This window comes from Shumkonia mesophila (assembly GCF_026163695.1).
GTDB classification, from domain to species: Bacteria; Pseudomonadota; Alphaproteobacteria; order Rhodospirillales; family Shumkoniaceae; genus Shumkonia; species Shumkonia mesophila.
The window spans coordinates 1-13,852 of the sequence record NZ_JAOTID010000009.1 but is presented as its reverse complement, the minus strand read 5'-3'; the positions used below and the strand labels follow the sequence as shown (position 1 = coordinate 13,852).

The 13,852-nt window shown below is 66.5% G+C and carries 13 protein-coding genes; 7 read left to right on the top strand and 6 right to left on the bottom strand.

Going from position 1 to position 13,852, the window contains the following annotated elements; all coding sequences use genetic code 11:
- Nucleotides 1-4 precede the first annotated feature (4 nt).
- Entirely contained in the window at nucleotides 5-1,660 is a 1,656-nt protein-coding gene (locus tag ODR01_RS15120) for a sensor histidine kinase (RefSeq protein WP_316978517.1), read from the top strand.
- 59 nt (nucleotides 1,661-1,719) lie between these two features.
- Here ODR01_RS15120 and ODR01_RS15115 read toward each other — a convergent pair whose 3' ends face one another.
- The 4 genes from ODR01_RS15115 to dctP form a co-directional block, all read right to left on the bottom strand.
- Nucleotides 1,720-2,754 carry a zinc-dependent alcohol dehydrogenase gene (locus ODR01_RS15115; protein ID WP_316978516.1) on the bottom strand — a complete coding sequence of 345 codons (1,035 nt, stop codon included), beginning with the start codon at nucleotides 2,752-2,754 and terminating at the stop codon, nucleotides 1,720-1,722.
- 226 nt (nucleotides 2,755-2,980) lie between these two features.
- A complete protein-coding gene (locus ODR01_RS15110) occupies nucleotides 2,981-4,303 on the bottom strand; it encodes a TRAP transporter large permease (RefSeq protein WP_316978515.1) in 1,323 nt (440 codons plus the stop codon).
- 5 nt (nucleotides 4,304-4,308) lie between these two features.
- A complete protein-coding gene (locus tag ODR01_RS15105; protein ID WP_316978514.1) occupies nucleotides 4,309-4,863 on the bottom strand; it encodes a TRAP transporter small permease subunit in 555 nt (184 codons plus the stop codon).
- Nucleotides 4,864-4,940: 77 nt separating this feature from the next.
- Nucleotides 4,941-5,945 (bottom strand): TRAP transporter substrate-binding protein DctP, encoded by a 1,005-nt coding sequence (gene dctP / locus ODR01_RS15100; RefSeq protein ID WP_316978513.1) that lies wholly within the window; start codon nucleotides 5,943-5,945, stop codon nucleotides 4,941-4,943.
- A 231-nt stretch (nucleotides 5,946-6,176) separates the two neighbouring features.
- On the opposite strand from dctP, the gene ODR01_RS15095 reads away from it, so the two are divergent.
- Nucleotides 6,177-6,896 (top strand): FadR/GntR family transcriptional regulator, encoded by a 720-nt coding sequence (locus tag ODR01_RS15095; protein ID WP_316978512.1) that lies wholly within the window; start codon nucleotides 6,177-6,179, stop codon nucleotides 6,894-6,896.
- Nucleotides 6,897-6,913: 17 nt separating this feature from the next.
- Here ODR01_RS15095 and cysC read toward each other — a convergent pair whose 3' ends face one another.
- Together cysC and ODR01_RS15085 are read right to left on the bottom strand one after the other, a co-directional pair.
- Nucleotides 6,914-7,585, bottom strand: coding sequence for an adenylyl-sulfate kinase (gene cysC / locus ODR01_RS15090; RefSeq protein ID WP_316978511.1), 672 nt, complete (start codon nucleotides 7,583-7,585; stop codon nucleotides 6,914-6,916).
- Nucleotides 7,582-8,334, bottom strand: a complete 753-nt coding sequence (locus ODR01_RS15085; protein WP_316978510.1) for a phosphoadenylyl-sulfate reductase — start codon at nucleotides 8,332-8,334, stop codon at nucleotides 7,582-7,584. Before ODR01_RS15085 ends, cysC begins: the two co-directional genes overlap by 4 nt.
- A gap of 227 nt (nucleotides 8,335-8,561) precedes the next feature.
- On the opposite strand from ODR01_RS15085, the gene ODR01_RS15080 reads away from it, so the two are divergent.
- The 5 genes from ODR01_RS15080 to ODR01_RS15060 form a co-directional block, all read left to right on the top strand.
- The gene (locus ODR01_RS15080; protein WP_316978509.1) at nucleotides 8,562-9,563 is read left to right on the top strand and encodes a Gfo/Idh/MocA family protein; all 1,002 of its coding nucleotides are present in this window, start codon (nucleotides 8,562-8,564) and stop codon (nucleotides 9,561-9,563) included.
- Nucleotides 9,560-10,207: an HAD family hydrolase gene (locus ODR01_RS15075; protein WP_316978508.1), complete on the top strand. Its 648-nt coding sequence runs from the start codon at nucleotides 9,560-9,562 to the stop codon at nucleotides 10,205-10,207. The genes ODR01_RS15080 and ODR01_RS15075 overlap by 4 nt, the downstream gene beginning before the upstream one ends.
- 193 nt (nucleotides 10,208-10,400) lie before the next feature.
- Nucleotides 10,401-11,387, top strand: coding sequence for an aldo/keto reductase (locus ODR01_RS15070; protein ID WP_316978507.1), 987 nt, complete (start codon nucleotides 10,401-10,403; stop codon nucleotides 11,385-11,387).
- 13 nt (nucleotides 11,388-11,400) lie between these two features.
- Nucleotides 11,401-12,867 (top strand): xylulokinase, encoded by a 1,467-nt coding sequence (gene xylB / locus ODR01_RS15065; RefSeq protein ID WP_316978506.1) that lies wholly within the window; start codon nucleotides 11,401-11,403, stop codon nucleotides 12,865-12,867.
- A gap of 542 nt (nucleotides 12,868-13,409) precedes the next feature.
- Nucleotides 13,410-13,852: tyrosine-type recombinase/integrase (locus ODR01_RS15060; protein ID WP_316978505.1), on the top strand; the 443-nt coding region annotated here is incomplete at its 3' end.

The window sequence follows — 13,852 nt, the reverse complement described above, 5'->3', positions numbered from 1 at the left end:
ACCGATGCAACGGCAAGTCTATGGCAGTGTCAGAAGAACGATCGTCCGGTCGGCGACGGCGGTCGCCGTCGGCGTTGCCGTCCTCGCGCCGCTGGTTTTCGGCATCGCCTCCTATCGAGGCGAAGCGCGGTACCTGGGCAACCAGACCGAATTGATCGTACAGAACCTGACCCGCTTCATATACCGGTTTCCCGACACCTGGACGTTTCAGGCCGAACGCCTTGGCGATGTGGTTTCCACCGCGCTCTTTTCCGGCGGCGCCCGCGTTCGCGTCATGGACGCCGGTGGCGGTCTCGTGCGGACGGTGGGTGGGGACCCGGCCTTCCCCGTCCTCACCCGGACCCGCAACTTCGAGGATGGCGGGCGGGTGATCGGCCGCGTCGAAACCGCCATCAGCCTGCTGCCGATCGTTCTCGAAACCGTGCTGGTGTTCGCCCTCTCCTGCGGGCTGGCCGGCGCCGTTGTGGTTGTCCTGCGCAGAATTCCCCTGCGCGCGCTTGACGAGGCCATCGCGCGCCTCGACGACATGTTCGCGACCCTCGAGCAGAGCGAGAGCCGCCTGAAGGAAGCGCAGCGCATCGCCCACGTGGGGTCGTGGAGTTACGACTATGCGGGCGGCCGGATGAGTTGGTCGCGGGAGGTCGGAAGCATCCTGGGGCTGGCGGCGGAGGCGCCGATGTCCATCGACGTCCTCATCGAGGCGGTCCATCCCGAGGATCGCGATCGCGCAAAGGAAGCCTTCGCCCTGTTGACGAAGATGGGACAGAACCTCGACGTCGGGCAATTGCGGGCGCTGCGGCCGGATTGGGCGGTCCGCCATCTGGAGATCAGCAGCGAGATCGAGAGAAGGCCGGATGGGACGCCGGTGCGGGCCAACGGCATCGTGCACGACGTGACCGAGCGCCGCAACGCCGAGGAAAAGCATCGGCAACTGGCCCTGGAACTGGCCCGCGTGTCGGGCCGCAGCAGCACCGAGGAGATCGCCACCAGCCTGGTCCGGGATCTGAAGCCGCCGCTGACCGCCATTGCCGCCCGCGCGCGCGAGGCGAAGCGCCGCCTGGCGTCCCCCTCGGCGTCGACGGGGGACGCGGAAGAGGCGTTCGACTTCGTTCTCCAGCAGGCGACGGTGGCGGGCGAGACCGTCGATTGGGTTCGCCGGGTCGTCGGCAAGGAAACGGCCAAGCGGGCCGTCGACCTGAACCAGATCATCCGCGACGCCGTCGACCTGGTGCGGCGCGAGGCCGACATCGTGGTCGACCTCGACCTCGCGGGGAATCTGCCGCGGGTGACGGCCGATCCCATGCAGATCGCCCAGGTGGTCATCAGCCTGGCGCGCAACTGCGTCGAGGCGATGGCCGGCGTCGAAAGCCCGCAGCGGGCGCTCCGGGTCGGCACCGGCCGGCGCAACGGCCGGCGCGTCTGGTTCCAGGTCGAGGGCACGGGGATAGGTCCCGGCGTCGGCATTTCCGGCGCGGCCCGCGACCGCCTGTTTTATCCCTATGTCTCGACGAAACCCGGGGAACTGGGCTCTGGCCTGCTGATTTGCCAGCACATCGTCGAGGCCCACGCCGGGGAATTCAGCATCGGCGACAAGATGGGGGGCGGCGTGGTGGCGTCGTTCACGCTGCCGATCGCCGAGGATGGCGGGCCGGCGGTCTGACGAAAAAAGAGGCCGCCCGCGGGCGGCCCCTCATTTGCCGGCCGGCCGACGCGGCTGGATCAGTTCGGAACCCCGTTCGGATAGATCGCGCTTTTGAGCGAGCCGTCGCGATAGGCGCCCTGGCGCTCGAACAGCGAGACGGCATCTTCCATCGCGCCGTGGTGCGTGATGATGGCCTTGACGTTGATCATGCCGCGGCGCACCGCCTCGATGGCTTCCGGATAGACCTCGCTCATGCGATTGCAGATCTTGATGGTCGGTTCCTTGGAGCGGAACGGCATGGCGTCGAAGGCATTGTAGTTGACGCCGGTGGGAATGCCGACCAGCACGATGCGCCCGGCCGGCCGGACCATGGCGATGGTCTCGGCCATGGCGTTGGGCGAGGTGGTGGCGTCGATGGCGAGGTCGACGCCACGGCCGCCGGTCATTTCCACGATGTCCTTGTAGCTGGCTCCCACCTGGTCGGCGCCCAATTGCAGGGCCTTCTTGGCGCGGTATTCCAGCGGGTCGGCGCAATAGATGGCGCCGGCGCCATGGGCGCGGGCCAGCTGCAGCAGGACGAGCCCGATCGGCCCGCAGCCCAGGATGGCGACGCTGTCGGCCAACTGCAGGTCGGCCTTCTTGAGCGCATGGATGCCGATTCCGACCGGTTCCAGGAAGGCCACCTCGTCGGCGGTGAAGCCCTCGGGAACGGGGATGATCGATTCGCGGGGCGCGGTGATGAACTCGGTCATGGCGCCATGGTTGGGCGGCGAGCCGCGGAAGCGCAGGTTCTTGCACAGGTGCGGCAGGCCGCGGCGGCAATATTCGCATTCGCGGCAGAAGTGCGACGGCTCGACCGCCACCAGCTGACCCTTTTTCAGGCCGACTTCCTCGGCCCGGTCATCCCACATCCAGGCGGCGAATTCGTGGCCGGGAACATGGGGCTTCTGGATGCGCCGGGTGCCGATGCCGCCTTCCAGGTAATAGTGAAGGTCGCTGCCGCAGATGAGCGCGCTGGCGACCTTCAGCTTGTATTCGCCGGGCTTCGTCTCCGGTTCGGGCAACTCGCCCAGCCGCAGGTCCTTCTCGCCGTGAATGAATAAGGCACGCATGTGCTTCCGTATCCCTTGCTGTCGATGTTCGTTCCCCGGGAACTTCGGTAATGGCGCACAACGGGACGCCGATCAAGCCTCGTGTGCGGTGCGACTTTTCCACCCGTGAAACGATCCGGTTCCATCCTTGAAAATTAGTTCCGAAACGGCCCGGAATCCGCCGCAGTCCGATCCACTCCTAAGTCAACGCCCTGCTAAAGCAGGAATCAAAAAAATTGGCGGTCCGCTAGTTGATCATGAAGGTCGATATCTCCGGTACGAGCAGCACCGCGACGAGCACGATGATCTGCATGATGATGAACGGCCATACGGCGCGGAAGATATCTGTCAGCTCGATGCCCGGGGGCGCCACGCTTTTCAGGTAGAAGGCCGCGGGGCCGAAGGGTGGGGTCAGGAACGACACCTGCATGTTGATACAGAACAGCACGCCGAACCAGATCGGGTCATACCCGAGGTCGACGATGATCGGCACGAAGATCGGCATGCACAGGAGCGCGATGCCGATCCAGTCCAGGAACATGCCGAGGAATATCAGGACCAGCATCATCAGGAGAACGACGACGATGGGGGCGACGTCCTGGCTGACGATGAGATCCTTGACGAACTTGTCTCCGCCCATGAGGTTGTAAACGCCGATGATCATGGTGGCGCCGATGCCGACCCAGATGATCATGCCAACCGTGCGCATGGTGTGCTTCAGGGCATCGTAAACGATCGCCACCGACAGTTCGCGGCGATAGAGCGCCGCCACGAAAACCGCCGCCACGCCGACGCAGGCCGACTCCGTGACCGAGGCGATGCCGCCGTAGATGCTGCCGAGTACCCAGAGCGCGATCAGGGCCGGAATGGCGATGTCGCGGGCCATCCTGACGAAGTCGGCGCGGGTCATGCTTTGGAGTTCGCCGCGCTTCATGGGTGGGCCGTACTCGGGCCGCAGGAAGCACAGGACGAGGATATAGATGATGTACAGCCCCGCCAGCAGGAACGCGGGCGGGAAGGAGGCCAGGAACAGGTCGCCGACCGAGACGTTGGCGGACAGGCCATAGACGATCAGCACGATGCTGGGCGGCACCATGGTGCCAAGCGCTCCGCCGGCAACCACGGTGCCGATCGCCAAGTTCTGGTTATAGCCCAGTCGCAGCATCTGCGGCAGGGCGACCAAGCCAAGAAGCACCGTCTCGCCGCCGATGATGCCCGACATCGCGGCAAGCAACACCGCGACCGCCATGCTCTGCACGGCGATGCCACCGGGAAGCCGCCCGGCGATGATCCGCATGGCGTTGTAAAGGTCCTTGGCGATCCCGGTCTTGTCGAGCATCGATGCCATGAGCACGAACATCGGTACCGCGACGAAGGTGTAGGACGTGGTGAAATCGACGATCCGGCCCGCCACCATGTGCAGCACGTTGGCGTCACCGAACCAGAGATAGGCGACTCCGACCGCGATGAAGCCGGTCAGGAATCCAAGCGGCATGCCCAGAGCCAGCAGCATGATCATCGTGCCGAAGATGAGGATCGTGGCCGGCCCGATGCCGATCGCGCTCAACACGGGCGTCACTCCTTCCCGACGTGGGGCGGTTCGACGTAAGTGCCGTCGAAGACTGCCTTCGCGATGGCCAGATGGCGCACGTAATGCAGGATCGCGAGCCCCACGAGGATCACGCAGCAAACCAGCAGGAAGGCCTTGCTGATCGCCGGGAACGGCGTGTCGAGGCCGGTTCCCGAGGTCTGCATGCGGAAAGTCCCGTTCGGCCGGATGAAGGCGTCCCACGCCGAGAAGAAGGCGCCGTGAAGCAGCATGGCGAAAAAGATCAGGACGCAGTTGTGGGTGATGAAGTCGACGATCCACCGACCCCGGGGGCCGAAGGTGTCGCGGATGAACCGCATGCAGATGTGCCTGTCGGCCGCATAGCAGTGAACGCCCCCGTAGACGAGACAGAGTCCGATGACGAAAGTTGTGGTTTCGTGTACCCAGCTGGTTGGAGAATTGAACAGGTAGCGCGCCATGACCTCGTAAAAGGCGATACACACGACCCCGAAATAGAGCACGCTGGCCGAGTTGCCGATCCGCATGACGGCCCGGTCGACCTTTTCGATGAAATCGAGCACGGTTCCTCCCATGGCGAGGGCCGTTCGGAAGAAGGCCGCGGGCCGGGCCGGAGGCGCGTCCCGCGGCGGTTTCCAGGTTACATCTGCCCCTGGGCCTTGAGGAAGGTCATCAGGGTATCGAGGAACTTCTTGCCGATCTCCGACTTGGCCGCGATCTCTTCCCAGATCTTCTGGGCGTGCTGGCGCACTTTCGCTCGCTCTTCGTCGCTCCAGGCGATCGGCTGCACGCCCTTCTTGAGGGCCTGGGCGACCGCGACGCGATCTTCGTAATGGGGGCGGATCAGCGAATCCATGGCCAGGCCCTTGAAGTAGGACTGCAGGAAGACCTGGTCGTTCTTTCCGATCTTTTCCCACTCCTTCAGGTTCATGATGATGTGAACCGTGGGCGAGGAATGGAAGCCGGGATAGATCGGGAACTTGGCGATGTCGTTCACGCCCTGCTTCTGGTTGCTGGCGAAGGTCGAATAATCCGCCGCGTCGATCACGCCCTTGTCGAGCGAGGTATAGACCTCGGAACTCGGCAGGCTGACCGGCGCCGCCCCGAAGGCGGAGAACAGCTTGTGCACCGGCCCGGTCGGCGCGCGCAGCTTCACGCCCTTGAATTCCTCGATCGTCCGGATGGGCTTCTTCGAGACGAACGATTCCGACCCCGTGAGCGAGATGCCGATGAGCTTGACGCCCCAGCCGCTCATGATGCCGTCGACGACCTGCATGCCGCCGCCGAGGTAGTAGAACTTCAGGATGTCCTCGTCCGAGCTCCACGCGCTGATCGGATCGCCGATGAGGCCAAAGCCCGGGTCTTCGCCTGCGTAGTGGGCGCTGGTGGCCATGGCGCCGTTGATGACGTTGTTGCGCACGCCGGTCAGAATGTCCGAGGACTTGACCACCGCGTCCAGCGGCAGGAGGTCGATCTTGAAGCGTCCGTTCGAGGCCGCCTCGAGCCGGTCGGTCCATTCCTTCTGAATTTCATAGACTTGGCTGCCGGCGGCATCCGAGCTTTCGAACTTGAATGTGGTTGTCGCGGCGGCGGCGGTGGTGGTTGCCAGTGCCGTGGCGGCGATGGTCGCGATGATTCTGTGCATGCTTTCCTCCCTATGGGTGTTCCGTCTGCTGCTCGATCTCGCCGCTCAAGCGATGGCCGCTCGTTGAGCGCGCAAGGGATGATGTCGATCAGGTTCTGGTCAATTGGTTTTTTGGTTTTATTGGCGAGCATAACTGGGATATCCCTTGTAAGTCAACCATGGCATCCTTGACATGACTGAGGGATGCCGATAAATTGGTTCTGAAAATACCAAATATGGCGGAGGCGCTCCATGCTTGAAGATGACACGGACGTGTGCGGGTATCTGAAGCGCATCCGTGTGAAGCGCCCGGCCGACGTCATTATCGAACAGGTCAGCCAGCTGGTGACGAACGGCGTGCTGAAGCCCGGCCAACGGCTTCCGTCGGAGCGGGCTCTCATGGAGCGGTTCGAGGTGGGCCGCGCCCATGTGCGCGAGGCGCTTCACAAGCTGGAGCTTTACGGCATCGTCCGGACCTTTCCGCAAAGCGGAACGGTCGTCGAGAAGATCAGCGTCCAGACGCTTGAGCGGCTGGTCCGGGGCGTACTGGTGATGGAAGACCTGACGCCGCAGATGCTGACCGAGGTTCGCGGCGTGCTGGAGATCTTCTCCGCGGAATTGGCGGCGACGAGAGCGACGCCGGAACAGATCGCCGACATCCGCAAAGCCTGCGAGGACCTGGCCGAGCAGGTGCAGAAGGGCGGCGATACGCTGGGGGAGGACAGCCTGTTCCACATCCGCGTGGCGGAGGCCACCAACAATGTGCTGCTGCGGTCCCTCATCGGCCTGATCCAGGCGGACGTGCAGCGGGTCTCACAGCAGCACGGCACATACAAGCATGGCCGGCCCCAGGAGGCGGCCAAGGAACATCTGCGCATCCTCGAAGCGATCGAAAAGCGCTCGCCGGCGATGGCGGTCGAGGCGATGCGCCATCATATCGAGATGGGACGCGCCCAGTTCCACGAGGATTGAAGCGGCGCCAGCCGCCCTCAGCCGGTGGCGCCGAGTGCCGCCTCCCGGCCGAAGCGGTCCTCGACGTAGCGGGTCAGAAGGGCCAGGCCTTGGGGGATGGACAGGGCGGCGGTGTCCACCGTCAGGTCGGGAGCTTGTGGCTCCTCATACGGAGCCGATATTCCGGTGAAAGATGCGATTTCGCCGGCCCGCGCCTTGGCGTAGAGCCCCTTGGGATCGCGCGCCTCGCAGACCTCCAGGCCGGCCTTGACGTGGATCTCGTGAAAGCCCGGGCCGACGATCTCGCGGGCCCGTTGGCGGTCCTCGCGGGAGGGCGAAATGAAAGCCGAAATCACCACGAAGCCGGCGTCGGCGAACAGCCGTGCCGTTTCGGCGACGCGGCGGATGTTTTCGGCCCGGTCGGCGGCCGAGAATCCGAGGTCGCGGCAGAGCCCGCCCCGCACGTTGTCGCCGTCCAGCACGTAGACCCCATAGCCGCGATCGAACAGCTGGCGTTCCAGCGCCATGGCCAGGGTCGACTTGCCGCTGCCCGACAGTCCGGTCAGCCACAGAACCCCCGCGCCGTGCCCATAGGCGCGGGCCCGCTCCTCGCCGCCGACGGCGTGGGCGATGGCGGTCAGGTTGCGGCTTGCCTCGGCGGGTCCCTGGACGACGTAGCCGCCGACGACGCGATGGTCGAGATCTCTCATCGGCGGTCGTCTCCGTGGGTGGCGGCAAGCTGGGGACGGTGGATGCCGCATTCGGTCTTGGCCAGGCCGGCCCAGCGTCCCGAGCGGACATCGCCTCCCGGCTGCGGGCGGGCCGTGCAGGGCACGCAGCCGATGGACGGGAAGCCTTCGGCTTCGAGGGGATGACGGGGCAGATTCTCGCTCTCGAGGTAGGCCTCGATACGGCGCCGGCTCCAGTCGGCCAGCGGATTGATCTTGATACGGCCGTCGGCGGCCTCGATGGCATCCAGGCCCGCCCGCTCGCCGCCGTGCATGCGCTTGCGCCCGGTGATCCAGGCGTCGAAATCGCGAAGCGCGGTTTCCATCGGCGCGACCTTGCGGATGCGGCAGCAAAGGTCGGGATCGAAGCGCCACAACGTGCCGCCGGGGTCGGCCTCGGCGAGCCACGCCTTCTCGGGCTTCGCCTCGATGACGCCGGTCAGGCCCAGGCGCGCCACCAGGGCGTCGCGGTAGCGTAGCGTCTCCTCGAACAGCTTGCCGGTGTCGAGGAAGATGACCGGCAGGCCGGCATCGACCCTCGACACCATGTGCAGAAGAACGGCCGATTCCGCGCCGAACGACGAGGCCAGCGCGATGCGCCCCGGAAGTTCCCGGATCGTCGCGCGGATAAGGTCGATGCCGTGGAGATGGCCGTGGCGCGCGGCAAGGTCCGCCGCCCGCTGGGCGGCGCCGGCGGCGAGAGGAGGGGTGTCGTGTCTCGGTTCGCTCATGGAGAAGGTCCCGGCTGTCGTTTGTCATGAATATGTGTACTATCGATAGAAAATAATCAAGAAAAACGTATTATTAAATTTATATACATGATAAAAACGTTAAATAAGGGAGTGGCCGCCTTCGGGCGAGGCCGCGCCCCCGCGACCTTCGATTGAGGTTGACAGGCGGTTGCGGCGGCCCACCATAGGGGAGGAGAGCCCCATCGGGGCAGCAAGGGGAGAGAGGCATGCAACCGGTCGCCTGGGGAATCGTCAGTACGGCCAAGATCGGCCGCGAAAAGGTCATTCCCGCCCTGCAGGCGGGCCGGCTCACCCGCGTAGTCGCCATCGCTTCGCGCGATTTGGCCGCCGCCAAGGCGGTGGCCGCCAAGCTGGGCATCCCCAGGGCCTATGGGACCTACGAGGAACTGCTGGCCGATCCCGAGATCGAGGCCGTCTACAACCCGTTGCCCAATCATCTGCATGTGCCGGTCAGCATCCAGGCGGCGGAGGCCGGCAAGCACGTGCTGTGCGAGAAGCCGATCGCGCTCACCGCCGAGGAGGCGCGCTCGCTGATCGCCGTGCGCGACCGCACCGGGGTGCGCATCCAGGAAGCCTTCATGGTGCGCCACCACCCGCAATGGCGGCGCGCCCGCGACTTGGTGCGCGAGGGCCGCATCGGCCGCTTGCGGGCCATCCAGGCGTTCTTCAGCTACAGCAATGTCGATCCCGTCAACATCCGCAACAAGGCCGACATCGGCGGCGGCGGCATTTACGACATCGGCTGCTATCCGGTGGTGACGGCGCGCTTCCTGTTCGGCGCCGAGCCGACCCGCGTGGTGGCGCTGATCGAGCGCGACCCGGCGACGAAGGTCGACCGGCTGACCAGCGCCATCCTCGATTTCCCCGAGGGGCAGGCGACGTTCACCTGTTCGACCCAGTTGATCCCCTACCAGCGGGTGCAGATCCTGGGCACCGCCGGGCGCATCGAGGTGCGCGTCCCCTTCAATGCGGCGCCCGCCGAACCCAGCCGCATCTTCGTCGACGCCGAAGGCGCGCTCGGCGACATCTCGGCAAAACCCGAGGAATTTCCCATGGTCAATCAATACACCCTCCAGGGCGACGCTTTTTCCGAGGGCATCCGCACCGGCAAGCCCGCCGAGTTCCCGCTCGAGGATTCGGTCAGGAACATGCGGGTCATCGATGCCCTGTTCCGCTCCGGCAAATCGGCACGGTGGGAGGCGCTATGACGGCGGACCATGCCGGAGGGGCGCCCTGCGCCGTGGTCTTCGATTTCGGCGGCGTGCTGATCGAGTGGAATCCGCGCCACCTTTTTCGCAAGATCTACGGGCCGGGCGAGGAGGCGGCGATGGAGCGCTTCCTCACCTTCGTCTGCTCGTCGTCGTGGAACCTGATGCAGGATGCCGGGCGTACCTTCGACGAGGGGGTCGCCGAGCTGACCGCCCGCTTCCCCGGGGAGGCCGAGCGGATCTCCGCCTACCACCACCGCTGGGCCGAGATGGTGACGCACGCCTTCGAAGATTCCGTCGAGGTCCTGGAAGGGCTGAAGGAGGCCGGCGTCCCCCTCTATGGCATCACCAACTTCTCGGTCGAGAAGTTCGCTGAGGCCCGCCGGCGCTTTCCCTTCTTCGAGCTGTTCGACGGCATCGTGGTGTCGGGCGAGGTGCGCCTGATCAAGCCCGATCCGGCCATTTTCCTGCATTTCCTCGAAACCTACGGCCTGACGGCCGGCGAGTGCGTCTTCATCGACGATTCGCCGGTCAACGTCGCGGCGGCCCGGCGCCTGGGTTTCCACGGCATCGACTTCTGCGGGGCGGAGGATCTGCGAATCCGCCTCGATGCGTGGGGGCTGCTGGCGCCGGCGTCGGCCTAGACCCCGGAAACGGAAAGCAGGTGATACAGTGCGACGACACGGCTCAGCCCCCCCACCTCACCCTCCCGCTGCGCGGGTCCCTCCCTCTCCGCCCCGGGGGGCGGAGAGGGCCGGGGAGAGGTGGGGCGAGCCCGGGATCGACGAGGGCGGATGCGGGGCACCCGTCCATTCGAGCCAACAGGAGGGACCGTCCATGAACCATCGCCAATTCGGCCGCATCGGCCGCGTCTCCGAAATCGGCTTCGGCGCCTGGGCCATCGGCGCCGATTGGGGCAACGTGGACGACGCCGACGCCGTGGCGGCGCTCCACGCCGCGCTCGACGCCGGGGTCGACTTCATCGACACCGCCGACGTCTACGGCGACGGGCGCAGCGAGCGCCTCATCGCCCGCGCGCTCAAGGAACGGGGCGGGCGCCAGGGCGTCTTCGTCGCCACCAAGGCCGGCCGGCGGGCCAGCCCGCACGTCGCCGAGGCCTACAACCGCGACAACCTCACCGCCTGGATCGAGCGCAGCCTGAAGAACCTCGAAACCGACGCGCTGGACCTGGTGCAGCTGCACTGCCCGCCGACCGAGGTCTACTACCGGCCCGAGGTGTTCGAGGCGCTGGACGACCTCAAGGAAGCCGGCAAGATCCGCCACTACGGCGTCAGCGTCGAGAAGGTCGAGGAGGCCATCAAGGCCACCGAATACCCCGGCGTCGAGACGGTGCAGATCATCTTCAACATCTTCCGCCAGCGCCCGGCGGAACTCTTCTTCCGCCTCGCCCGCGAGCGCCAGGTCGGCGTCATCGTGCGGGTGCCGCTGGCCAGCGGGCTGCTCTCCGGGCGCATGAGCCGCGACACCGCGTTTTCCGCCGACGACCACCGGCTGTACAACCGGCATGGCGAGGCCTTCGATGTCGGCGAGACCTTCTCCGGCGTGCCCTATGAAACCGGCCTCGACGCGGTGGACGACATCCGCGCCCTGGTGCCGGAAGGCATGACGATGGCGCAGTTCGCGCTGAAATGGATCCTGATGCACGACGCCGTCGGCACCGTCATTCCCGGCGCCAGGAACGCCGAACAGGCCCGGGCCAACGCCGCCGCCTCGGTGCTGCCGGCGCTGGCCGAGGAAACCATGCGCCGCCTGCGCAAGCTCTACGACGCCCGCATCCGCGCCCACGTCCATCACCGCTGGTAGGGGAGGGCCTCCTATGTACCTCGGCATCGATCTCGGCACCTCGGGCGTCAAGGCGGCGCTGGTCGACGACGCCCAGGCGGTGATCGGGCAGGGCGCGGCCCCGCTCGACGTCGCCCGCCCGCATCCCTTGTGGTCGGAGCAGGACCCCGAGGCCTGGTGGCGGGCGACGCTCGCCGCCCTCGCCGCCCTCAAGGCCAGCCACCCGAAGGAACTGGCGGCGGTGCGCGGCATCGGCCTGTCCGGCCAGATGCACGGCGCCACGCTGCTCGATGACAACGATGCCGTGCTGCGCCCGGCCATCCTGTGGAACGACGGCCGCTCGGCGGCCGAGTGCGCCGAGCTGGAGCGCCGCGAGCCGGCCTCGCGCAGGATCACCGGCAACCTCGCCATGCCCGGCTTCACGGCGCCCAAGCTTTTGTGGGTGGCCGGCCACGAGCCCGATGTGTTCAAGCGCGTCGCGAAGGTGTTGCTGCCCAAGGACTATTTGCGCCTGCGCCTGACCGGCGAGCATGTTTCCGAGATGTCGGACGCCGCCGGCACCCTGTGGCTCGATGTCGCCGGCCGCGCGTGGTCGGAAGCCATGCTGGCGGCCACCGGGCTGAGCCGCGACCACATGCCCCGCCTGGTCGAGGGCAGCCAACCCGGCGGCACCCTCAAGCCCGAACTCGCCGCCGATTGGGGCATGGGCGCGGGCGTCGTGGTGGCCGGCGGGGCCGGGGACAACGCGGCCGGCGCGGTGGGCGTCGGCACCGTGGCGCCGGGCCGGGCGTTTCTCTCGCTCGGCACCTCGGGGGTTTATTTCGTCGCCAACGCCGCCTTCTCGCCCAACCCGGAACAGGCGGTGCACGCCTTCTGCCACTGCCTGCCCGGCACCTGGCACCAGATGTCGGTGATCTTGAGCGCGGCGTCCTGCCTTTCGTGGGTGATGGCGCTGACCGGCGCCGGCAGCGAAGCGGCGCTGGTGGCCGAGATCGAGGCGGCCGGCGATGCCCGGGCCTCCGTCGCCTTCCTGCCCTATCTGGCCGGCGAGCGTACGCCGCACAACGACCCCGCCGCCAAGGGCGTGTTCTTCGGCCTCACCTTCGATGCCGACCGCGCCGCGCTGGGCAGCGCCGTGTTGGAGGGCGTGGCCTTCGCCTTCGCCGACGGCCAGGACGCGCTGCTGGCGGCGGGGGCCGAAATCGACACCGTCTCGGTCATCGGCGGCGGCGCCCGCAGCCGGCTGTGGGGGCGCATCCTGGCAACCGTGCTCGGCCGGCCGCTCACCTATCATGCCGGCGGCGAAATCGGCCCCGCCTATGGGGCCGCCCGCCTCGGCCGCCTGGCGGCGACGGGCGAGGACCCGCTGGCCGTCTGCACGCCGCCCGCCGTCGATCATGTCGTCGAGCCCGACCAAGCGCTCGCCGCCGCCTATGGCGAAAAACTGGCCCGCTACCGCCGCCTCTACCGCCAGCTCAGGGAAGAGTTCGCCCGGGGGTGAGGGGAGGGGAGCGGAGCGGAGGACGCCGGCGCCGCCTGGGCGGCGACGAATGATGATTATTCGGCACCGCTGATATGACTTAAGTCCTTGACGGACCGGCGGAAATCGCCCGCCGCGCCGTAGGATTGTCATCGAACGTCGTCGAATGTCATCATTTTGCCGATTTCTCGTTTGGTTTCAGGAGGTTGTGTTGTGGACGGCGGGGCGGCGGAGCCGCCCATCGGCCGCGCCGGTTCCCGCGTCGGCGGTAATGGAGGGACGCGCCGCGACAAGCTTGGCGCGCCGAATTGAGCCTATTTACCATTCAAAGAGCGAATAGAGGAATAAAAGCATATTTCGCCGGAAAAATCAAGGTTGGCGAGAATGGGGCATTGCGGCATGTGCGATGCGTGGTTCCGGATTGGGCCGGGGAACGAACCCGCTGCGCGGGAGGGGTGCGAGCGGTGAGGTAGGCGGCAGGCCGTCGATCATCTGGTCTCGATTGAGGATCGCCCGGCCGGGGTGGACCATTTTGGCTCCTTTCAACCAAGAGGAGCCAGACGATGAACGAGTCCATTTCCGCGGTCCCTGTCAGCCCGCTGCGCCAGCGGCTGATCGACGACATGAACATGCGCCGGTTCTCGCCGGAGACGCAGCGCAACTACCTTCGCGACGTGGGCCGGTTTGCCACCTTCGTCGGGCGGTCGCCTGATCGGGCGACGGCGGAAGACCTGCGCCGGTTCCAGATCGAGCAGGGCGAGGCCGGGATGCCGGCGCCGACCATGAACAGCATCGTGTCGGCGCTGCGCTTCTTCTTCACCCATACGCTCGATCGGCCCGACCTTGCCCGCAAGCTTGTGCGGGTGAGGCATCCGCGCAAGCTGCCCGTGGTGCTGAGCCGGGACGAGGTGGCCCGTCTGCTCAACGCGACCACCTGCATCAAGCACCAGGCGGCGCTGTCGGTCGCCTACGGCGCCGGCCTGCGCGTTGCCGAGGTCTCGATGCT

Bases quoted from the DNA above. Each gene is read 5' to 3' on its own strand.
- ODR01_RS15120 (WP_316978517.1), top strand. From the start codon at position 5: ATGCAACGGCAAGTCTATGGCAGTGTCAGAAGAACGATCGTCCGGTCG.
- ODR01_RS15115 (WP_316978516.1), bottom strand. From the start codon at position 2,754: ATGCGTGCCTTATTCATTCACGGCGAGAAGGACCTGCGGCTGGGCGAG.
- dctP (WP_316978513.1), bottom strand. From the start codon at position 5,945: ATGCACAGAATCATCGCGACCATCGCCGCCACGGCACTGGCAACCACC.
- ODR01_RS15095 (WP_316978512.1), top strand. From the start codon at position 6,177: ATGCTTGAAGATGACACGGACGTGTGCGGGTATCTGAAGCGCATCCGT.
- cysC (WP_316978511.1), bottom strand. From the start codon at position 7,585: ATGAGAGATCTCGACCATCGCGTCGTCGGCGGCTACGTCGTCCAGGGA.
- ODR01_RS15085 (WP_316978510.1), bottom strand. From the start codon at position 8,334: ATGAGCGAACCGAGACACGACACCCCTCCTCTCGCCGCCGGCGCCGCC.
- ODR01_RS15080 (WP_316978509.1), top strand. From the start codon at position 8,562: ATGCAACCGGTCGCCTGGGGAATCGTCAGTACGGCCAAGATCGGCCGC.
- ODR01_RS15075 (WP_316978508.1), top strand. From the start codon at position 9,560: ATGACGGCGGACCATGCCGGAGGGGCGCCCTGCGCCGTGGTCTTCGAT.
- ODR01_RS15070 (WP_316978507.1), top strand. From the start codon at position 10,401: ATGAACCATCGCCAATTCGGCCGCATCGGCCGCGTCTCCGAAATCGGC.
- xylB (WP_316978506.1), top strand. From the start codon at position 11,401: ATGTACCTCGGCATCGATCTCGGCACCTCGGGCGTCAAGGCGGCGCTG.